The 23,319-nt window shown below is 74.0% G+C and carries 3 protein-coding genes; all 3 read right to left on the minus strand.

Annotated elements, in window-relative coordinates:
• Nucleotide 1: 1 nt before the first annotated feature.
• Nucleotides 2–15,523, minus strand: coding sequence for a non-ribosomal peptide synthetase (locus NOD94_RS09615; protein ID WP_281205367.1), 15,522 nt, complete (start codon nucleotides 15,521–15,523; stop codon nucleotides 2–4).
• The gene (locus tag NOD94_RS09620; RefSeq protein WP_281205368.1) at nucleotides 15,524–21,823 is read right to left on the minus strand and encodes a non-ribosomal peptide synthetase; all 6,300 of its coding nucleotides are present in this window, start codon (nucleotides 21,821–21,823) and stop codon (nucleotides 15,524–15,526) included.
• Between the two features lie 262 nt (nucleotides 21,824–22,085).
• On the minus strand, nucleotides 22,086–23,318 hold the full coding sequence (locus NOD94_RS09625; RefSeq protein ID WP_281205369.1) for a cytochrome P450: 1,233 nt from the start codon (nucleotides 23,316–23,318) through the stop codon (nucleotides 22,086–22,088).
• Nucleotide 23,319: the final 1 nt, after the last annotated feature.

Consider the following 23,319-nt stretch of genomic DNA (forward strand, 5'->3'; position numbering starts at 1 on the left):
ATCAGCTCAGATCACTTTCGAATTCATCGATCTCGTCCTGCGACAGTTCGAGGAGGGACAGGTCGGACGGGGTGAGGCCACCGGCCTCGGGGCGGGCCGCGAATTCGGTCAGGGCCTCCAGCGCCCGGAACCACAGGCGGGCGAGCCCGCGGATCTCCGGCTCTTCGAACAGTTCGCCGGGCCAGGACCAGATGGCGACGAGCCGCACGCCGTCGGGCCGGTCCTGCGCCACGGCGCTCAGGCCGACGGCGTGGGACAGCGGCCTGACGTCGTCGCCGCCGCTGCCGAGGGTCTCGGTGGCCTCGGGCGGCGCCGTCCAGTCGTCGGACCGGGTGGCGGCCTCGTCCACGGCTCCGAACCGGCCGAGGTAGTTGAAGCCGATCTGCGGTTCCGGTCGGCCGGCCAGCAGCGCCCGGGTCTCCGGGTTGAGATGGCGCAGCAGGCCGTAGCCGATGCCCTTGTCGGGGACGGCCCGGAGTTGTTCCTTGACCCGCTTCAGCGCGGTGCCGAGGTCGGCTCCGGCGGGCCACGGCTCCCGGCCCGGGGGTGTGCCGGGGTCGACGGCGACCGGGTAGAGGCTGGTGAACCAGCCCACCGTGCGGGACAGGTCGATCCCGTCGGCGATCTCCTCCCGACCGTGGCCTTCGAGTCCGACCAGAACCGCGGTGCCGGCGTCGGTGCCGCGGTCCGCCCGCCAGCGCGCGACCGCCAACGCCAGGCCGGTCAGCAGCACCTCGTCGACCGCCGCGTTGAACACGGCGGGGACCCGGCCCAGCAGGGGTCCGGCCACCTCGTCCGGCAGGGTCACCGTCAGCTGTCGGGCCGTGGCGACGACGTCGCGGGCGGGGTCGAGCGGACGGTGCGACAGGAGGGGGTCGGCGGTGGCGAGGACCGTCCTCCACAGGTCCAGTTCCCCGCTCCGCGCCGGGGAGAGGGCCTGCTGCTCCAATACGGAGGACCAGCGTCGGAAGGAGGTCCCGACGGGTTCCAGCCGGGGTTCCCGACCCTCGGACAGGGCCTGCCAGGCGCTCGCCAGGTCCTCCTGGAGCACCCGCCAGGACACACCGTCCACGGCGAGGTGGTGGACCAGGACCAGGAGCCGTCCCGGCCTGTCGGGGCCCGCGTCGAACCAGACCGCGCGGACCACGGCTCCGTCGGCCGGGGAGAGTTCGGCCTGGACCCGGTTCTGGGTCGCGGCGACCACACCGAGCAGATCCTGCCGCGGTACGTCCGCGATGTCGGTGCGGCTCAGCAGCGCGGCCGCGTCGACGGCGCCCCGGGGGGCGATGTCCAGCCGGCGGCCCCCGGGCCCGGTGACGATTCGCGAGCGGAGGGTGTCGTGGTGGTCGACGACCGCCTGAAGGGTGGCCGCGAGCCGTTCCCGCGTGCAGTCCGCGGGCAGCTGGAGGAGGGCGGCCTGGTGGACGGCGTCGGTCGGGCCGCCCCGCTCGTACAGGTCGAGCATGACCGGGGTGAGGGCGAGTTCGCCGATGGCGTCCTCGGGGGCCTCGGGGGCCCGTTCCTCGTCCTCCCGCGCGATCCTGGCGAGCGCCCGGACCGTTTTGTTCTTGAAGACGTCCCGCAGGCTGATGAGCAGGCCCGCCTTGCGGGCCCGGCCCGCGAGTTGGATGGAGACGATGCTGTCGCCGCCCAGTGCGAAGAAGTCGTCGTCGGGACCGACCTCCGGAACGCCGAGGAGCTCGGCGAAGAGCCCTGCGAGCACGGCCTCCCGGGAGGCGGCGGCCGCCGCCCCGCCGTCGGCGGTGACCTCCTCGACCCCGACCCCGACCCCGACCCCGGCCGGGCCCTCGTGGGCCGCGCGCGGCGCCGAACGGGCGCGGATCCCCGACCACCAGGCGGTCAACGGGTCGTCCCCCGGTGCGGCCTGGGCCGGCAGCCCCGCCGCGAGTGCTTCGAGGACCTCGCGCAGACCCTGCGCGACGGTCTCGGCCTCGGCCTTGGTGAACAGGTCGGGGCGGTAGCCCAGTCCGCAGTGCAGCTGGTCGCCGGAGAGTCCGGCGTCCAGGGTGAGCGGGTAGTGGGTCGCGTCGTTCATCTCCAGGTCGACCGCGCGGACCCGGTCGGCGTCGCCACCGAATCCGGCGCCGTCGGCGGGAACGTTCTGGAAGACGAGCAGGGTGTCGAACAGTTCCCCCTTGCCGACGGTCCGCTGGAGGTCGACGAGCCTGATGTGCTGGTGCGGCGTCAGGTCGACCTGCTGGTTCCACAGCCGCGACAGCAGTGCCTCGGCCGGCTCGCCGGTCCGGTGGACGACGCGCACGGGAACGGTGTTGATGAAGAGCCCGACCATGCGCTCGATGCCGGGGACCTCCGGCGGCCGGCCGGAGACAGTGGCGCCGAACACCACGTCCCTCCGGCCGGTGAGCCGGGACAGCAGCAGACCCCAGGCGGCCTGGACGACCGTGTTCATGGTCGTTCCGTGCCGGCCCGCCAAGGCGGTGAGCCCGGCCACGAGCTCGCCGCCGAAGGTGACGGAGAGCTTCTCGGTGGGGACGGCGGCCCGGTCCGGGTCCGCGTGCACCAGCAGCGTCGGCTCGACGGCCGGGTCGAGGACCTCGCGCCAGGCCCGTTCGGACGCCGCACGGTCCTGCCGGCCGACCCAGTCCAGGTAACCGGCGTACGGACGGGCCTCGGGCAGACCGGCCGGGTCGCCCCCGGAGGCGTACAGCCGCATCAACTCGTCCAGCAGGATCGGCGTGGACCAGCCGTCCAGCAGGAGGTGGTGGAACGTCAGCACGAGCCGTGCCCGGCCGCCTCCGAGGCGGAGCAGGGTGCAGCGCAGCAGCGGGGGGCGAGTGGGGTCGAAGCGCTCCGATCGTGCCTCCCGCATCACCGTGGCGACCTCGGCCGTGCGCTCCCCGTCGGTCAGGTCCGCCAGGTCGCGCTCGGTCCACGGGACGTCGACCCCGGCCGGAACGAACTGGACCGGCCGGGACAGGCCCTCGTACGCGAAACCGGCGCGGAGGTTGGCGTGGCGGGCCAGCAGGGCCCCGACGGCCGCGCGCAGGACCCGGGTGCTCGGTTCGCCCTCCAGGTCCAGCCCGAACTGGACGGTGTAGACGTCCTGGTCGCGCCGGTCGTACAGCGAGTGGAAGAGGAGCCCCTCCTGGAGCGGCCCCAGGGGGAGCACGTCGGCCAGCTCGCGCCCGTCCCGCTCCAGCAGGTCGATGTCGCGCTGCTCCAGCCGGACCAGCGGGAAGTCGGAGGGGGAGCGTCCGCCGGACCGGCCGGCGTCGGCGAGGAGCGCGCGCAGCGCGTCCTGCCAGGCCCGGGCCAGCCCGGGCACGTCCCCTTCGCCGAACAGCGCGTCCGGCCAGGCCCAGCGGGCCGTCAGTCGGAGTTCGCCCCCGTCCTCGTCCACCCGGACGGTGACGTCGAGCGGGTGGACGACCGGCATGTTCGGGTCCTCGCCCGGCACCGCCCGGACGGCGCCCGCGGCGCCGAACGGCACGGAGCCGTCGGCGAGCGGTGCGTCGAAGCGGCCGTGGTAGGCGAAGCGGACCTGCGGCGCGCCGAGGGCGGCCAGCAGGGGCACCGTCTGCGGGTTGAGGTACCGCAGCAGGCCGTGGCCGCTGCCGCCGTCGGGGAGGGCGGCGAGCTGTTCCTTGACCTGCTTGACCCGGGCGCCGACGCCGGCTCCCGCCCCGTCCCCTCCCAGACGTACGGGGCGGACGGTGGTCAGGTGCCCGACGGTGCGGGCGAGGGCGGGCCCGCGGCCCCGGCCGTCGTCCTCCAGGGCGACCAGCACGCCGGTGCCGCCTTCCCTGCCGAGGTGGGCGCGCCATTCACCGACGGCGGCCGTGAGGGCGCCGAGCAGGACGTCCTGGACGTCGGTGGCGAAGGCCTGCGGGACGCTTTCCAGCAGGGCCCGGGACTCGGAGGGCGAGAAGGACACCTCGACGTGGCGGACGGTGCCCGCGGTGTCGCGGCGGGGGTCCGGCGCGTGCGGGGTGAGGGGCGCGGTGCCCGCGCCGAGGATCTCCGTCCAGACGGGCAGTTCGTCGACGAGCTCCGGGGCGGTCGCGGCGACGGCCGTGTCCTCGGCCCACGCCTTGTACGAGGTGGTCACGGGCGGCAGCAGTACGGGGGCGCCGGCGGTGACCGCGGCCCACGCGGTGCGCAGGTCGGCGGCCAGGACCTGCCAGGAGGCCTGGTCGGCGGCCAGGGTGTGCACCGCGAGCAGCAGCCGGTGCTCGCCCCCGGGACCGCCGTCGAACCACACGGCCCGGAACACGGCGCCGTCCTCGGGTGCGACGGCGGCACGGATCGATCCGGTGTGCGCGGCGAGCAGGGCGCCCAGGGCGTCCGCGTCGGCTTCCCCGACGTCGACCCGGCTGAGCAGCGAGGCGGCGTCGGCCTCGGTGCGCGGGCGGGTCTCCAGGTTCCAGACCAGGTTGCCGGCGCGCCGGGTGAGCTTCAGCCGCAGCGCGTCGTGGTGGTCGAGGAGCGCCTGGAGGACCCGCACCAGACGCGGCTCGTCGCTGTCCGGGGGGAGGGTGAGCGTGACGGTGGTGATGCTGTGGGCGGCGGGGCCTCCCCGTTCGCGCAGGGCGTGCGCGGCCGGGCTCAGCGGCACCTCGCCGATGCCGGTGCCGGTGCCGTCGGTGGTGGCCTGCTCCTCGACGGTGTCGCCGCTCCGGACGGCGGCGGCGGCCAGGTCGGCGACCGTGCGGTGGCGCAGTACGTCCGCCGCGGTGAACTCGAGGCCCGCTTCCAGGGCGCGGCTCACCAGCTGGATGGAGACGATGCTGTCTCCGCCGAGTTCGAAGAAGCTGTCCTCGACGCCGACCCGCTCGACCCCGAGGAGGTCACGGATCAGCTCGCAGAGCAGCGTCTCCTTCTCGTCGGCCGGTTCCCGGCCCTCCTCGCGGGCGCCCAGGTCGGGCTCCGGCAGGGCCTTGCGGTCGACCTTGCCGTTGGAGCTCAGGGGCAGGGCGTCGAGGGCGGTGTAGGAGGCGGGCACCATGTGATCGGGGAGCAGTCCGGCGAGGTGGTCGCGCAGGGCCTGCGTCGTCGTCCCGCCGCCGGTCGTGTCCGCGGGAACCACGTAGGCGGCGAGCTGCTTGCGGCCCGCCGCGTCCTCGTGGACCGAGACGGCCGCGTGGTCGATGCCGGGGTGGAGGGTGAGGGCCGCCTCGATCTCGCCGAGCTCGATCCGGAAGCCGCGGACCTTGACCTGGTCGTCGGCCCGACCGGCGAACTCCAGCTGGCCGTCGGCGTTCCACCGCACCAGGTCGCCGGTGCGGTAGAGCCGTTCGCCGGGCGCCCCGAAGGGGTGGGCGACGAACCGCTCCGAGGTCAGGGCGGGCAGGCCCAGGTAGCCGCGGGCCAGTCCGTCACCGGCGATGTGGAGTTCGCCGGTCACTCCGTCCGGTACCGGTCGCAGGAAGGCGTCGAGGACGTACACCCGGGTGTTCCAGAGCGGGGTGCCGATGGGCGGGTGGACCTCGCCGGTCTGGGGGCGGCTCATGGTGGAGCAGACGGTCGCTTCGCTGGGCCCGTAGACGTTGAGCAGCCTGCGACCGCGGGACCAGTGCGCGACCTGGGCGGGCGGGCAGGGCTCGCCCCCGACCGCGAGGGTGCCCAGGGTGGGCAGTTCGGTGCGCGGGAGGGTGGCGAGCACGCCAGCCGTGATCTGGAGGTGGCTGACCCGGTGTCCGTCGATCAGCGCGGCGAGTTCCTCGCCGGCGGGCGAGGTGTTGCCCGGTGCGATGACGAGTGCCGCACCCGTCAGGAGGGTCATCGCCAGGTCCGCCATGGAGACGTCGAAGCTGGGCGAAACGGCCTGGAGGATCCGGCTGTCCGGGCCGATGCCGAAGTTCTCGGCGTGCGAACCGGCCAGGCCCGCGATGCCCCGGTGGGTGACGAGGACCCCCTTGGGGCGGCCGGTGGAACCCGAGGTGTAGATGACGTACGCGGGGTGGTCCGGTCCGAGCGGGTGCGTACGGTCCGCGTCGGTGGGGTCGGTCGCGGGGGCCGCGTCGGCCTCGGCCCGGACGGGCGGGGCGTCGACGGGGACCACCGGGACGGAGCCTGGCAGGGCGAGCCGTCCGACGGTCTCCCCGGTGGTCAGGACGAGGGCGGGGCGGGCGTCCTCCACGATGTGGGCGATGCGGTCGGCCGGGTAGCCCGGGTCGACGGGCAGGTGGGTGGCGCCCGCCTTGAGGACGCCGAGGGTGATGGCGAGCCAGTCCGCCGAGCGCGGTACGGCGACGGCGACCCGCTGCTCGGGGCCGACCCCCCGGTCGATGAGCCAGTGCGCCCACCGGTTGGCCCGGGCGTTGAGCTCGGCGTAGGTCAGCTCGGTGGGGCCGGCGACCAGGGCGACCGCGTCGGGGGTGGCGGAGGCCCGCTCCTCGAACAGCACCGGGAAGGTCGCCGCGGGCACCGCGCGGGCGGTGTCGTTGCGGGTCGTCAGGACCTCGGTCAGCTCGGCGGCGCCGAGCAGCTCGACCCGGCTGATGGTGGCTTCGGGGTCGACGGTGACCGCGTCGAGCAGGGCGGCGTACCGGGCCGCGACCGACTCGACCGTGGAGCGGTCGAACAGGTCGGTGCGGTAGCTGATCAGGCCGCGCAGCCCGGCGTGTCCGCCGTCGGCGTCGAAGACCTCGGTCAGCTCGATGCCGAGGTCGGTCTTGGCGGAGGTGAGTTCGATGTCCGCCGGGGAGACCGTCAGGCCGGGCAGTTCCAGGCGCGGTGCCGCGTTGTTCTGGAAGGCGAGGAACACCTGGAACAGCGGGGTGTGCGCCAGGGTCCGCACGTCCGGACCGAGCTGGTCGACCAGCCGCTCGAAGGGCAGGTCCTGGTGGGCGTAGGCCGCGAGGTCCGTGGCCCGGACCCGGCGCAGGAGCTCGGTGAAGGACGGGTCTCCGGAGGTGTCGGTGCGCAGGACCAGCGTGTTGACGAAGAACCCGACGAGGTCCTCCAGCGCCTCGTCCGCACGTCCGGCCACGGCGGTGCCGACGGGGATGTCGGTGCCGGAACCCAGCCGGGTGAGGAGCCCCGCGAGGGCCGCCTGGGCCACCATGAAGAGGCTGACCTGGTGGGTCCGGGCGAGGGCGGCGAGCCGGCCGTGGAGCGCTGCGTCGAGGGTGAACCCGACGGTCGCGCCGTCGGCGGTCATCTCCTCGGGGCGCGGCCGGTCGGTGGGAAGGGACAGCTGCGCCGGCGCTCCGGCCAGGGTCCGCTGCCAGAAGGCGAGCTGGCGTGCTGCCAGGCTCTCCGGGTCGTCGGCGTCGCCCAGCAGCTCCCGCTGCCAGAGGGTGTAGTCGGCGTACTGGACGCGCAGCGGGGTGAAGTCCGGCGTCCGTCCGGCGGACCGGGCGGCATAGGCGGCGGACAGGTCTCGGGCGAGGGGGGCGTTGGACCATCCGTCGGAGGCGATGTGGTGCACGGTGAGCAGCAGGACGTGTTCGGTGTCGGAGACGATGAACAGGGTGGCGCGCAGCGGCGGTTCGACGGCCAGGTCGAAGCCGCGGGCGGCGGCGCGGCGGAGCTCCCCGTCGAGTTCGTGCGGCGTGGTGCGGACGGTCTCCGGTGCGACCGCGACCGCGGCCTCGGCCGCGGTGAGGACGTGCTGGCGCGGCTTGCCGGCGGTGTCGGGGAAGACGGTCCGCAGGCTTTCGTGGCGCGTCACCACGTCGGCGACGGCCTCGCGCAGCGCCTCGGGGTCGAGCGTGCCGGTGAGCCGGATGCCGATGGGGATGTTGTACGAACCGGAGGGCCCCTCCAGCCTGCCGAGGAACCACAGTCGCCGCTGGGCGGACGACAGCGGGATCTCCTGCGGCCGCGGACCCGCGGTCGGGCCGGGCCGCGCGGAGTCGCCGTGGACCATCAGGGCCGCGAGCCGGGCGGGAGTGGGCGCCTCGAAGACCGCACGGACGTCGACCTCGGAGCCGAAGGCCGAGCGGACCCGGCTCAGGAGCCGGACGGCGCTCAGCGAATTGCCGCCGAGCTCGAAGAAGTCGTCGTCGACGCCGGCGCCGGGCAGGTCCAGGACCTGCGCGAAGAGCGCGCAGAGGATCTCCTCCTGCGGGGAGCGCGGGAGGCGGGTGGTGGCCGCCGCGAACTCCGGCTCCGGCAGCGCCGCGCGGTCCAGCTTTCCGTTGACGGTCAGCGGCAGCTCGTCGAGGACGACGACGGCTTCCGGGACCATGTGCTCGGGCAGGGTGGCGGCGAGCCGGTCGCGCAGCTCCGTTCCCGTCGGTGCGGTACCGGCCGCGGGCACGGCGTAGGCGAGGAGACGGGCACCGTTCTCACCGCCGTCGCGGACGATCACCGCTTGGGCGACGACGGCGGGCAGGGCGGCGACCGCCGCGGAGACCTCACCGAGTTCGACGCGGTGGCCGCGGATCTTCACCTGGTCGTCGGCACGGCCGACGAACACCAGGTTGCCGTCGGCGAGCCGGCGGGCCACGTCTCCGGTGCGGTACATCCGCTCGCCGGCCGGCCCGTACGGGTCGGCGGTGAAGCGCTCGGAGGTCAGCGCGGGGCGACCGAGGTAGCCGCGGGCCAGGCAGGGTCCGGCGAGGTAGAGCTCGCCCGCGACCCCGGCGGGGACCGGGCGGAGCGCCGCGTCGAGGACGTAGGCCCGTACGTTGCCCTGCGGGCGGCCCATCGGTACCGGCCCGGGGGCCAGTGCGGTGCCGGGCTCGACGCGGAACTCGGTGGCGTTGACGGTGGCCTCGGTGGGCCCGTACACGTTCCACACGGTGGCGTCGGGGTGGCGCTCGCGCCACCCGGCCAGGGCCTCGCCGAGCAGGGCTTCGCCGCCGAGGAGCAGTTCCGTGGCGGGCGAGTAGGCGGCGGGCAGTGCGCCGAGCAGCGGGAGGTGGCTGGGGGTGGCCTTCATGAAGGTCACCGGGGTGGTGGCGAGCCGGGCCGAGAGGCCGGCGCTCTCCTCCAGCGCGGAGATCAGCACGGCGCCGCCGACGGTGAGCGGGGTGAACAGGGCGGTGACGGTGAGGTCGAAGGAGACCGGCGAGTGCAGCAGCGCGAGGCCGGCCGCGCCGGCGTAGGCGCTGCCCGCCCAGCCGAGGTAGTCGACCACCGAGCGGTGCTCGACGACGACGCCCTTGGGCCGGCCGGTGGAGCCGGAGGTGTAGATGACGTAGGCGGGGTGGGCCGGGTCGGGCCGGCCGGTGGGCGCGGTGGCGGGGCCGGCCGCGATGGCCGCGGCGGTCGGCGCGTCGTCGACGACGATCCGCTCGACGTCCGAGGCCGGGAGGGCGGCGGCGGCCGACCGGGTGGTCACCAGCAGGCGGGGGGCGGCGTCCTGGAGGAGGTAGGAGATCCGTTCCTGCGGGTACGCCGGATCGACCGGTACGTACGCGGCGCCGGACTTGAGGACGGCGAGCAGGGTCACGACCAGTTCGGCGGAGCGCTCCATGGCGACCGCGACCAGTTCCCCGGGGCCCGCTCCCCGGGCGGTCAGTGCGTGGGCGAGCCGGTCGGCCCGCTCGTCGAGTTCGGCGTAGCCGACCTCCAGGGCGCCGTCGACGAGCGCGACGGCGTGCGGGGTGCGGGCCGCCTGGGCGGCGATCAGCTCGTGGACGAGGGCGTCGGCGACGGGGACGACCGGTCCGGCGGAGCCGGAGGTCAGCTCCCGGGTCTCGGCGTCGTCCAGCAGGGCCAGCCGGCCCACGGGGGTGTGCGGGGCGGTGGCCACGGCCTCCAGCACCCGGCGCAGCTGCCGGGTCGCGGAGGAGACGAGCCGCTCGTCGAGCAGGTCGGGGCGGTAGTACCAGTTGAGGACGAGGCGCTGCTCGTCCTGCATCACCACCATGCCCAGCGGGTAGTGGTTGTCGCCCTTGGTGTCGACCTCGGACAGCGTCAGGCCGTGCACGGGCTCCCCCGAGCCGGGCTCCGCCGGGAAGTTCTCGAAGACGACGGCGGTGTCGAACAGAGTGCCGAGACCTGCGAGTTCCTGCAGGTCGGACAGGCCGAGGTGATGGTAGGCGAGCAGGTCGACCCGCTGGGCCTGGACCCGGGAGAGGGTGTCCGTCAGCGAAGCCGCGGGGTCGACGCGGACCCGTACGGGCACGGTGTTGCTGAAGAGACCGACCATCGACTCGACGCCGGCCAGCTCCGGCGGACGGCCGGAGACCGTCTCACCGAACAGGACGTCGTCGCGACCGGTGAGAGCGGCGAGCACGACACCCCAGGCGCCCTGCACCACGGCATTCATGGTGAGGCCGTGCGCACGGGCGGTCGCGGTGAGGGCGGCGGTCAGCCCGGCCGGCAGTTCGTCCACGATCCGGCCGGGCAGGGCCGCGGCGTGCCCGGCGGCACCGGGTGCGACCAGCGTCGGCTCCCGCACCCCGGCCAGTGCCGTGCGCCAGGCCTCCTCCGCCTCGGTACGGTCCTGGCCCGCCAGCCAGGTCAGGTAGTCCTTGTACGGGACGACCTCCGGCAGGGCGGACACGTCGCCGCGACTCCCGTACAGCTCGAAGAGCTCCCCGGCGAGCACCGGCGCGGACCAGCCGTCGAGCAGCAGGTGGTGGGCGGCGAACAGCAGGCGGTGCCGGTCGGTGCCGAGCTTGATCAGGGTGAAGCGGAGCAGCGGCGGGTGCTCGGGGTCGAATCGGCGGGAGCGCTCCTGGACCAGCAGCCGGTCCAGTTCGGCCTGCTGTTCCACCTGCGCGAGGTGGCTCAGGTCGGTCTCGTTCCAGGGGAGCGCCACCTCGGCCGGCACGAGCTGGACGGGAACGCCGTCCGCCGTGCGGTGGAAGCAGGACCGCAGGCTGGCGTGCCGGGACAGCAGCCCGGCCACGGCGGCGCGCAGAGCCGCCGTGTCGAGTACGCCGCGCACGTCCAGGGCGAGCCTGGTGATGTAGACGTCCTCGGCCCGCTGGTCGTACTCGGTGTGGAAGAGCAGGCCCTCCTGGAGCGGGGACAGCGGCAGGACGTCGGTCAGGTGCGGCTGCGCCGCTTCCAGCCGGCCGATCTCCGCCTGCGTGAGGGACACGAGCGGAAGGTCCGACGGGACGAGCCCGCCGACGCCCTCGGGCCGGTCGGCGCAGGCCACCAGGGCGCGCAGGGCGACGAACCAGGCGTCGGCGAGGCGGCGCACCTCGTCCTCGGTGAGCAGGGCGCCCGGCCAGGTCCAGGTCACGGTGAGGCGCGGGCCGTCGGCGTGGGTCTCGGAGACGGCGTTGGCGGTGAGGGTGTAGGGGAGGGGGGTGGCGCCGTCGGCGCCACCACCGAGGCCGCCGTCCTGGCCGTCGTCACCGGTTCCGCCGATGCGGCCCAGGTAGTTGAAGCCGATCTGCGGTTCGGCGAACTTCCCGAGGGCCACGGCGGTGCGCGGGTTGAGGTGGCGCAACAACCCGAAGCCGATGCCGTTGTCGGGTATGGCGCGCAGTTGTTCCTTGACCGCCTTGAGGGCGGTGACGAGGGCGGGTCCGCCCGCGGGCAGTTCGGCGGCTGGGACCTCTCCCGGGTCGAGGCGCACCGGGTAGAGGCTGGTGAACCAGCCGACCGTGCGGGACAGGTCGGCGCCTTCGAGGATGTCCTCGCGGCCGTGGCCCTCCAGGCCGACCAGCACGGAGGAGCCCTCGCCCCGGCCCAGGGACCGGCGCCAGCCGGCGACGGCGACGGCGAGCGCGGTGAGCAGGACGTCGTTGATCTGCGCGTTGAAGGCGGCCGGCACCCGGCCCAGCAGCGTCTCGGTCACCTCCGCGGGCAGCCTCAGGGTGAGGTGTCCGGCGGTGTCGAGGGTGTCGCTCCCGTCCAGCGGACGTTCGGTCAGGAGCGGGTCGGCGCCGGACAGGATGCCTCGCCACAAGGGGAGTTCACGGATGCGGGCGGGTTCGGAGGCCGCCGCGGCGAGGTGCTGCGACCAGCGGCGGAAGGAGGTGCCGACGGGTTCGGGGGTGAAGGTGGCACCTGCGGCGGCGGCCTCCAGCGCGGCCGCCATCTCCGGCAGCAGGATGCGCCAGGACACTCCGTCCACCGACAGGTGGTGGATGACGAGCAGCAGGCGGCCGGGGAGGTCGGCGCCGGAGTCGAACCAGACGGCCTGCACCATCCGGCCGCGTTCGGGGGCCAGGCGTCCCTGGGCGGCGGCGAACTCCCGCTCCGTGAGGGCGCGCAGGGCGTCGGCGTCGAGGCCTGAGGCGTCGACGCGGTGGAGGGATTCGGCGGCGGCGACGGTACCGGCCGGGGTGATCTCCAGGGTCCACTCGTCGATGTCGTCGATGCGGGTGAGCCGCAGCCGCAGCGCGTCGTGGTGGTCGATGAAGGTCTGGAGCACGGCGGTGATCCGGGACGTGTCGAGCCCCGCGGGTACGGGCAGCGGCATCGCCTGGTTGAACGCGTCGACGGGGCCGCTGTGTTCGCTGAACCAGTGGATGATCGGGGTCAGCGGGACTCCGCCGACGCCGTCGGAGGGGGCGCGGCGCCGGCGCTGGGCGCCGGTGGTCTCGGTCGCGACGGCGGCGACGGCCTCGACGGTCTTGTGGGTGAACACGTCGCGCGGGGTGAACCGCAGCCCGGCCTTGCGGGCACGGCTGATCAGCTGGATGGAGGCGATGCTGTCGCCGCCGAGCTCGAAGAAGCTCTGGTCCGCGCCGACCCGGTCCACGCCGAGGACCTCGGCGAAGAGCCCGCACAGCAGTTCCTCGCGGGCGTTGGCGGGGGCCCGGCCCTCGGAGACGGTGAACTCGGGGGCGGGCAGTGCCTTGCGGTCCAACTTGCCGTTGACCATCAGCGGTAGCGCGTCGAGCGTGATGACGACCGCCGGGACCATGTACTCGGGCAGCAGGGCGGCGAGGTGGGCGCGCAGGGCATCGCCGTCGACGGTGCGGCCCGCGGCGGGGACGGCGTAGGCCACGAGCTGTTTCACGCCCGGCTGCGCCTCGTGCACGGTCACGGCCGCCCGGTCCACGCTCTCGTGGCGGGCCAGCGCGCTCTCGATCTCGCCGGGCTCGATGCGGAAGCCGCGTACCTTGACCTGGTCGTCGGCGCGGCCGACGAACTCGAACTGGCCGTCCTCGCGGAGCCGTACGAGGTCACCGGTGCGGTACATCCGCTCGCCCGGGGTCCCGTACGGATTGGCGACGAACCGCTCCGCGGTCAGGCCGGCACGCCGGAGGTAGCCGCGGGCCAGGCCGGCGCCCGCCACGTACAGCTCGCCGGCGGCCCCCTGCGGGACCAGCCGCAGCGCACCGTCCAGGACGTAGGCGCGGGTGCCCCGCACCGGGGCGCCGATCGGCGGGGTCGTTCCGGTGGCCTCCAGCGGGGTGCTGATCGACACCGCGACGGTGGACTCGGTGGGTCCGTACGCGTTGACCATGCGCCGGCCGGGCGCCCAGCGCGCGACGAGGTCGGCCGAGGTGGCGTCGCCGCCGACGATGAGGCAGGCGAAACCGGGGAGGTCCGCGGCGGGGACGCTGGCCAGCGCGGCCGGCGGGATCAGGGCGTGGGTCACCCCGCGCGCCGCGATGACCTCGGCGAGCGGCTCGCCCGCGAGCGGTCCGGGCTCGGGCACCACGAGGGCGGCGCCGGAGGTCAGCGTCATGCACAGCTCCAGCACCGAGGCGTCGAAGCTCGGGGACGAGAACTGCAGGACACGGCTGTCGGTGTCGACGGCGAACCGCTCGCGCTCGGTCGCCGCGAAGGCCGCGAGACCGGTGTGGGTGACGACGACGCCCTTGGGGACGCCGGTCGAACCGGAGGTGTAGATCAGGTAGGCGGGTGAGTCGACCGACACCGGACCGGCGGGGCGGACGCCCTGGACGGTCGGCTCGGGAGCGCCGTCGAGCAGCACAACCCGGGTGCCCGGCGAAGGGGGCAGCGCGGCCGCGTACGCGGTGGTGGTGAGCACCGCCGCAGGGCGCGCGTCCTCGAACATGAACGCGATGCGGTCGGCGGGGTAGTCGGGGTCCACCGGCAGGTAGGCGGCGCCCGCCTTCATCACCGCGAGCGAACCGACGACGGACTCCACGGAGCGGCCGAGGACGAGCGCCACGACCTGCTCGGGACCGGTGCCCCCGGCGGCCAGTCGCGCCGCCAGTTCGTCGGTGCGCGCGTCGAGTTCCGCGTAGGTGAGGGAGAGACCGGCCGACTCGACGGCGACCGCGTCGGGGGTGCGTGCGACCTGGGCGGCGAACAGCTCGGGGAAGGTGGCGGGTGCCACCGTCTCCGCCGCGGTGGCGCGGCCCGCGGACAGCACGTTCCGCTCGGCGGCCGTGAGCAGGTCCAGGCCGGCGACGGTGCGCCCGAGGTCCTTCGCCAGCGTCTGCAGCAGCCGGACCAGGCGGCCGCCGACGGCTTCGACCTGCTCCAGGTCGAAGAGGTCGGGGCGGTAGTTGAGCAGCAGCCGGAGCCTGCCCTCGTGGACGTGCGAGACGAGGCAGATCGGGTAGTGGTTGGCGTCCAGGACGTCGAAGCCGTCGATGCTCAGGCCGCCCGCGAGGTCCCGCAGGCCCTGCAGGTCGAACGGGAAGTTCTCGAACGCGACGTAGGTGTCGAAGAGTTCGGAATGTCCCGAGAGCCGGAGGATGTCGCGCATCCCCGTGTGCTGGTGGCCCATCATCTCCAGGTGCTCGCTCTGGAGCCCGGCCAGTACGGTGCGCAGCGGGTCGGCGCCGCGCAGCCGCACGCGGACGGGCAGGGTGTTGATGAGCATGCCGACCATGCGTTCCACGCCGGGCACCTCGGGCGGGCGGCCGGAGACGACGGTGCCGAAGACCACGTCGTCGCGGCCGGTCAGTACCGACAGCAGCAGCGCCCAGGCACCGTGCACGGCGCTGGAGAAGGTCAGGTCGTTGGCGCGCAGTCGGGCGGAGAGCGCCTCGGTGTCCTCGGTGGAGAGTTCCAGGACGAGCTGTTCGGGGTGGACGACCTCGCGGGCCGGGTCCGAGGGGACCAGCCGGGTGGGGGCGTCGATGCCGGCGAGTGCCCGGCGCCAGGCGTCCTCGGAGCCCTTCTTGTCCTGCCGGGCGAGGTGGGCGAGGTGGTTGCGGAACGGGGTGACGGGCGGCAGGACGGAGGGGTCTCCGCCGTTGCCGTACACCTCGAAGAGCTCGCCGAGCAGCACCGAGGTCGACCAGCCGTCGAGCAGGATGTGGTGGAAGGTGATGAGGAGCCGGTGGGCGTCGTCCGCGAGCCGCACCAGCCGGAAGCGCATCAGTGGGGGCCGGGCCGGGTCGAAGGGGTGGGCCTTCTCCTCGGCCTGGACGCGCCGCAGCGCGTCCTCCCGGGCGGCGTCGTCCGGGCCGCGCAGGTCGGTCTCCTGCCAGGGCACCTCGACGTCCCGGGAGACGACCTGCACCGGCCTGCTCTGCTTGGGGTGCAGGAAGCCGACGCGGAGGTTGGCGTGGCGGTCCAGCAGTGCCTGGGCGGTGGTGCGCAGCGTGGCGGCGTCGAGCTCGCCGCCGAGGTCGAGCACGACCTGGACGGTGTAGACGTCGTTGCCGCTCTCGTCGTACAGCGCGTGGAAGAGCAGCCCCTCCTGGAGCGGCGACAGCGGAAGGATGTCCTCAGGACCCGACTTCGACATTTACAGCGTCCTCCACTCGGCTTCGAGCCCGTCGATCTCGTCTTGGGAAAGCTCCACCAGCGCCAGGTCCGATGGGCTGTAGCCGCCGGCGTCAGGGCGCTCGGCGTGTTCGGTCAGCGCGCGCAGGGCGCGGAACCAGGTGTCCGCGAGTTCGCGGACATCGGCGTCGGAGAGCAGCCGCCCGGGCCAGGTCCAGGTGGCGGTCAGCCGTGGGCCGTCCTCGTGGGTCAGGGCCACCGAGTTGATCTCCAGCAGGTGGGAGAGCGGCAGGTCCGCTCCCTCGGCCAGGACCAGGTCGGTCTCGGCCGCTGGGCCCCAGTCGGCGCCCGGCCCGGCGGCGGGGGCGTCGGCGCGGCCCAGGTGGTTGAAGAGCAGGGGTGCGGTGGCCAGGGCCGCCAGTCGGGGTCCGGCCTCCGGGTCGAGGTGGCGCAGCAGCCCGTAGCCGATGCCCTCGTCGGGCACGGCCCTGAGCTGTTCCTTGACGGCTCGCACCGCCCGGCCGGCCTCGGGTCCGCCCGCCCACAGGCCGGGCCAGTCCTCGACGCCGGGGTCGAGGCGGGCCGGGCGGATGGTGGTGAACCAGCCGACCGTGCGGGACAGGTCGAGTCCCTCGGCGATCTCCTGCCGGCCGTGTCCCTCCACGTCCACGAGCACGCCGCGGCCGCCGGGGAGGCCCCGCCGGTCCCGCCATTGCTCGACGGCCAGGGCCAGGGCGGTGATCAGCACTTCGTGGACGCCCGCGTTCAGCGCGCCCGGCACCACGTCCAGCAGGGCTCGCGTGACCTCGACCGGGAGTGACTGGGTGAAATTGCGGGCGCCGGCCGCCGTGTCCTGGGCGGGGTCGAGCGGGCGGAGGGTGAGGTCGGGTGCGGGGAGCCGCAGCGCGTCGGTCCACAGGTCCAGCTCGGCGGCGGCCCGGCCGGGGGTGAGCTCCTCCAGGATTTCGGCCCATCGGCGCAACGGGGTTCCGACGGGGGCCGGTTCGGGCTCCTTGCCGTCGCGGGCGGCTTCCCAGGCGGCCCGCAGGTCGGGGAGCAGGATGTTCCAGGAGACCGCGTCGACGACCAGGTGGTGGGCCGCGAGGAGCAGCCGGCCGGGGGTCGCGGGGCCGGAGTCGAACCAGACGGCCTGGACCGTGATCCCGCCTTCCGGGGCGAGCCGGTCCCATGCCGCGCGGGCCTCCCCCGCGATGGTCCCGCGCAGTTCCCCGCCGGTCAGCGCGGCGGCGTCGACGCGGCGGACGAGGTCGGACGCCGGGACGCTGCCGCGCTCGCCGATCGTGTAGGTCCACCGGCCGGAGGGGCCGCCGCGGTCGAGGCGGGTGCGCAGGGCGTCGTGCCGGTCGAGGACCGCCTGGAGGGCGTCGGTCAGTTCGCGGGTCCCGAGGCCGGCCGGGACCTGGATCAGGGCGCTCTGGTGGAAGGAGTCGACGGGGCCGCCGCGCTCCTCCAGCCAGCGCATGATCGGGGTGGCCGGGAGCGGGCCGGTTCCGGCGCCCGCGTCGGCCGCGGGCGTCGCGCTCTCCTCGGTGACCGTGGCGGCGAGCGCCGCGACGGTCTTGAGTTCGAACACCGACTTGGGGGAGAGCGCGAGGCCGCGCCGGCGGGCGCGCGCCACGAGTTGGATGGAGACGATGCTGTCGCCGCCCAGCTCGAAGAAGCTGTCGTGCAGTCCGACGCCGTCGCGGCCGAGGACCTCGGCGAAGAGGGCGGCGATGGTCTCCTGCACCTCGGTGCGCGGTGTGTCGTCGTCGGCCGTGGCCCCGGTGAACCCGGGCGCGGGCAGCGCCTTGCGGTCGAGCTTGCCGTTCGGGGTGAGCGGCAGTGCGTCGAGTACGACGATCGCGGCGGGCACCATGTAGGCGGGCAGCGGTCCCCCCAGGTACGAGAGGACCTCGGCGGGGTCGACCGGCCGCGCGTCCCGCGCCGAGCGGGGGACGACGTACCCGACGAGCTGCTTGTGGCCGGGGACGTCCTCGCGGACCGCGGCGGCGGCCCCGGACACGCCCGGGTGCCGGGCCAGGGCCGCCTCGACCTCGCCGAGTTCGATCCGGAAGCCGTTCAGCTTGACCTGGTCGTCGGCGCGGCCGAGGTATTCCAGTTGGCCGTCGGGACGCCAGCGGCCCACGTCCCCGGTGCGGTACATGCGGGCGCCCGCCGGTCCGTGCGGATCGGCGACGAAGCGTTCCGCGGTCAGCGCCGGACGGTCGAGGTAGCCGCGGGCGAGCTGGCCGCCGCCGATGTGGATCTCCCCGCTGACGCCGGGCGGCACCGGGTTCAGTTCGGCGTCGAGCACGTGGATGACCGAGTTCCACATCGGCCGGCCGATGGGGACGGGCCCGCCGGGTGCGGCCTCGTCGGGACCGATCCGGTACTCGACGCAGCCGACGGTCGCCTCGGTGGGCCCGTACTCGTTGATGACGGTGATGCCGGGCCGCTGTCGGCGCAGCTCGTCGACGACCTCGCCGATCAGCATCTCGCCGCCGACGACCAGCTCCCGGGTCGGGGAGAACTCCTCGGGCAGGACGCCGAGGAGGGCCAGGTGGGCGGGGGTCGCCTTGAGGAAGGCGGGGCGGGGCGCTCCCGTGCCGGCGCCCTCCAGGGCGGTGACGCGGACGTTGCCGCCGGAGATCAGCGGGGCGTACAGGGAGGTGACGGTCAGGTCGAAGGAGACCGGCGAGTGCAGCAGGGTGCTTTCGCGGACCGCCGGGTAGTGCTCGCGGGCGTACTCCAGGTAGACGGCGACGGACCTGTGGGCCACGACGACGCCCTTGGGGCGGCCGGTGGAGCCCGAGGTGTAGATGACGTAGGCGGGGTGGGCGGGGTCCAGGGGTGCGGTCCGCTCCTCGTCGCGCGGGTCGAGTGCGCAGGCGTGCCGCTCCTCGGTGACGTCGAGGACGGGTACGCCGACCGGCACCGCGTGCAGGGTGTCCGGACGGGCCAGGACCAGCGCGGGGGCCGCGTCCCCGAGCATGTAGGCGATCCGTTCGGCCGGGTACTCCGGGTCCACGGGTACGTACGCGGCGCCGGACTTGAGCGTCGCGAGCAGGGCGGTGACCAGGTCGGCGGAGCGGGGCAGCAGGACGGCGACCCGCTGCTCGGGGCCCGCTCCGGCGGCGATGAGGGTGTGGGCCAGCCGGTTGGCGCGGGCGTTGAGTTCGGCGTACGACCAGGTCCGGTCGCCCTCGGTCAGCGCGGGGGCGTTCGGGGTGCGGGCGGCCTGCCGCTCGAAGAGGGCGGGCAGGAGCAGGGTGGGCTCCACCACCGGGGCCTGCGCGAACGTGCCGAGCACCTGTGCGCGTTCGGTCCCGGTGAGGACGTCGATCTCGCCGATCCGCTGCTCGGGGTCGGCGGTGAAGGCCTCCAGCACCCGGACCAGCCGGCGGCTCATGGCCTCGATGGTGGCGCGGTCGAACAGGTCGGTGCTGTACTCCAGGCGGCCGGAGATGCCGGCCGCGGCCTCGTGGCCGGCCGAGCGCTCGTCCAGCCCGAACAGCAGGTCGATCTTGGTGACGCCGGGGTCCACCTGCTGCGGCGTGGTGATCAGGCCGGGCAGTTCCAGGGTGGACGCGGCGGGTGTCTGGACGTCCATCATCACCTGGAACAGCGGGTTCCTGGCGAGCGAGCGCTCCGGGTTGAGCGCCTCGACGAGCCGCTCGAAGGGCACGTCCTGGTGGGCGTGGGCGGTCAGGGACATCTCGCGGGACCGGTCGAGGAGCCGGGAGACGCTCGGGTTGCCGGACACGTCGTTGCGGAACACGACGGTGTTCACGAAGCAGCCGACGAGGTCGTCCAGCCGGGAGTCGCCCCGGCCGGCGACCGCGCTGCCCAGCGGGATGTCATGGCCCGCGCCGAGCTTGCTCAGCAGGACCGCGACCGCGCTCTGGAGCACCATGAACAGGCTGGCCCGGTGGGCTCGGCCGAGTCCGATGAGGCGCTGGTGCAGGGCGGCCCCGATGTCGAAGCGGACGATGTCCCCGCGCTGCGACAGCTCGCCGGGGCGCGGCCGGTCGGTCGGCAGGTGGAGTTCCTCGGGGAGGCCGGCCAGGGCCTGCTTCCAGTGGTTCAGCTGGGCGGCGAGCGGGCTGTCGGGGTCGCTCTCGCTGCCGAGGACGGACTGCTGCCACAGGGTGTAGTCGGCGTACTGGACCGGCATCGGCGCGAAGGCGGGCGGCTCGCCGGCCGCGCGGGCCGTGTAGGCGAAGCCCAGGTCGCGGGCGAGCGGCTCCAGCGACAGGCCGTCGCCGACGATGTGGTGGAGGACGACCAGCAGGACGTGTTCCTCGGGGCCCAGCACCAGGAGCCGCGGCCGGACGGCGAGGCCCGCGGTCAGGTCGAAGCCCTCCGCCACCACCGCGGCGACCGTGGCGTCGAGCGTGCCGGCGTCGGCGGCCACCTCGGCGAGGACCACCTGCGCGGCGGCCTCGGCCGGGGACAGGACGTGCTGGCGGGGCTTGCCGTCCGTCTCGGGGAAGGTGGTGCGCAGGCTCTCGTGGCGGGCAAGTACGTCGAGGAACGCCTCGGCCAGCGCGGCCCGGTCGAGCCGGCCGGTGAGCTTGAGCGCGAGCCCCATGTTGTAGGCGCCGCTGGGACCTTGGAGGCGGTTGACCAGCCAGAGGCGCTGCTGGGTCAGGGACAGCGGGAGCTCGGCGGGGCGGACCGCCCGCGCCGGCGGACGGCGGCGCCCGGCGGCCCCGTCGAGGTGCGCGGCGAGCCCGGCGACCGTCGGGGTCTCGAAGACGGTGCGGATGGACAGTTCGGCGCCGAAGGTCTCGCGGATCCGTCCGAGCAGCCGGATCGCGGAGAGCGAATGGCCGCCGCGCTCGAAGAAGTTGTCGTCGACGCCGATCCGGTCGAGCTTCAGTACGTCCGCCACCAGCGCGCAGAGCTTCTCCTCGCGAGGGCCGTCGGGGGCGCGGTACGCGGCGGGCGCGGCGGCCGCCTCCGCGTGCGGGGCGGCGTTCGTCGGCGGGGTCCAGCCGGCGGGCACCGTGAGCCGGACGGCGTCCAGCGGGTCGCCCGGGTCCGCGGCGGCGAGGGCGGCGAGGAAGTCGGTGAGCGCCTCGCGGTGGCCGCGGACGGCCTCCTCGGTGTAGAGGTCGGCGTTGGCGTGGAAGTCGATGAGGAAGCCGCCGTCCGGGCTCCGGTTGTCGACGATCAGTGAGAGGTCTTCCTCGGGGCCGATCGAGAAGCCGCGGACGGTCGCGCCGTGGCCGGCGAAGTCGAGGCGTTCGCCGTACATGATCAGGTTGATCTCGGGGCCCCACAGCCGCTTGCGGGCGCCGACCAGGCCGAGGTCGCGGTGGATGTCCTCGTAGCGGTAGCGCTGGTGGCGCAGGGCCTGGTGCAACTCGTCGCTCACCGAGCGGAGGAAGTCCGCCACGGTGGTCCCTGGGTGCGCGGCGATCCGGACGGGCAGGGCGTTGGAGACCATGCCCGGGGTGCGCTTGGCGGCCGCGGCGGGCCTGGCTGCGGCGGCGAGACCGAGGACGATGTCCTCGGCGCCGGTGAGGCGGTGCAGGTAGCCGGCGATGCCCGCCACGACGACGGCGGGCCAGCTGACCCGCAGTTCGCGCGCCAGGTCGCGCAGCGCGTCGGCGTCGCCGGCGGCGACCCGGCCCGCCTGACGGACGTGGTCGGTGGGAACTCGGGTGGGGCGGGGTGCGAGGGCGACCGGCTCGGCCGCTCCGGCCATCCGCCGGGACCAGAACGCGCGGTCCTCGGCGAACTGCTCGGACTCCCGGTAGCCGGAGTCGAGGGCGACGAGGTCGTCCAGGGTGCCGAAGCCGGAGGGCTTCGCAGCGGTGCCGGCGGCCAGTGCCGAGTAGAGCGCCGCGACCCGGGAGACGATCAGCGACCAGCTGTACCCGTCGACGATGGTGTGGTGCACGCGGCTGAACCAGGTGTACCGGTCCCCGGCGAGCTTGAGGAGGCCGAAGGTGAACAGCGGACCCGTGTGGACGTCCACCGGGGCCTTGACCTGTGCGAGCATCCACTGCTCGGCGGCGGCCGCCGGGTCCGGCGCAGCGGACACGTCCCGGACGTGCAGCCGCCAGTCCGGCTCCGGCACCACGGTCTGGACCGGGCCGTCATCGCCCGGCAGGAAGCGGACCCGCAGCGCGTCGGTCTCCGCCACCACGCGCCGCAGCGCGTCCTCGAAGAGCGCGGCATCGACCTCGCCCGATATCTCAACGCATTCGGCGATGCTGTACATCGGGTTTTCCGGATTCACCTGCTGAGCCAGCCACATTCCCTGCTGGGCGGCCGTCAGCGGCAATTGGAGTCCATTCCGGTCGGCCATTGCCATTCACTCCGATTGAGTAGACGCTTCGATACCCGTAGAGAACCGCTCACCGGCCTTGTCGGCGGGGCGATGCGGCTCACACTACGAATCAACCGCGGGCGCACATCGATCTCATGAAAAACTTCGATCCGCCGCCATCCGCATATCGAAGAATGCTCATCACGCTGTACAGGACGGCCCTGGAACCCTCGCCGGAGCAACGACGAGTGCCCCGCTCGCGGGAGCGGGGCACTCGTTTCGATCGGCCTGGCCGGGGGTTTTACCGGGCCGAACGCAGGGACACGGGCAGGCTGCTGTACCCGTGCAGGAAATTGGAGTGGATCGGCCGGGCGGGGCCGACGGGCACCGCCTCGGCGACATGGGTGCGCAGGGCGGTGAGCAGCGCGGCGATCTCGGCGCGGCCCAGATAGGCGCCGAGGCAGAAGTGCGGACCGTAACCGAACGACACGTGCTTGTTGGGGGTCCGGCCCAGGTCGAACACCTCCGGGTCGCGGAACACCTCCTCGTCGTAGTTGGCCGAACTGTTCCAGAGGGTCACGACGTCCCCGGCACGGATCTGCCGCCCGCCGATGCCGACGTCCGTCAGGGCGCGGCGGCCGAAGTGCATCGCGGGGGTCACCCAGCGCAGCACCTCCTCGACCGCGGTCTCGACGGAAACCTCCCCGGACTTCAGCCGCCGCCACTGGTCGGGGTGTTCGATGAGCTCGCGCATGGCGCAGATCATCGAGAGCCGGCTGGTCTCGTCGCCCCCGATGATGACGCTGTAGCAGTTGAAGACGATCTCCTGCTCGGTCAGCGGTTCGCCGTCGATGGTGGCGGTGGCCAGGACGCTCACCACGTCGTCGCGGGGATCGTCGCGCCGGTCCTCGGCCAGCTCCGAGAAGTACAGGAGCAGTTCGTTGCGCGCGACGAGCGCGTCCTCGGCCGACTGCTGCGCGTCCTCGGCGCTCAGGGCCTGTTTCGTCAGCGACAGCAGGTAGTCCCGGTCGGCGGCGGGGACACCGAGCAGGTCCGCGATGGTGGCCATCGGGATGTGCTCGGCGACGTCCTGCGCGAAGTCGCAGTCGCCGCGTGCCACCGCCTCCCGGACCAGCCGGTCGGCCCGCCGGCGCACTCCGTCGACGACGGGTTCCAGTACGCGCGGCGAGAAGGCCTTGAGCAGCAGGTTGCGCAGCTCGCGGTGGCGGCGGCCGTCCGTGACCGCCAGCATCCGGCCCGCCGCCGAATCCCCGCCTTCGAGGAGGGTGGCCAGGACGTTGCCCCGCTCCGAGGTGAACCGCTTGTTGTCGCGGTAGACGTCCATGACGTCGTGGTAGCGGGACAGCACCCAGAATCCGGGGACCTCGCGGCCTTCGACGGGATGCCAGTGGACGGGGCTCTCGGAGCGGAACCGGCGCCACAGCGGTACCAGTTCGTCCTTCCGGTCGTGGAAGGTCCGCGGGTCCGTGAGGTCGATGTCGGTCAGCGGTTGCGCCGCGGTGGCCGTGGCCATG

The sequence above is a fragment of the Streptomyces sp. Isolate_45 genome, from assembly GCF_024721315.2.
Taxonomy (GTDB): Bacteria; Actinomycetota; Actinomycetes; order Streptomycetales; family Streptomycetaceae; genus Streptomyces.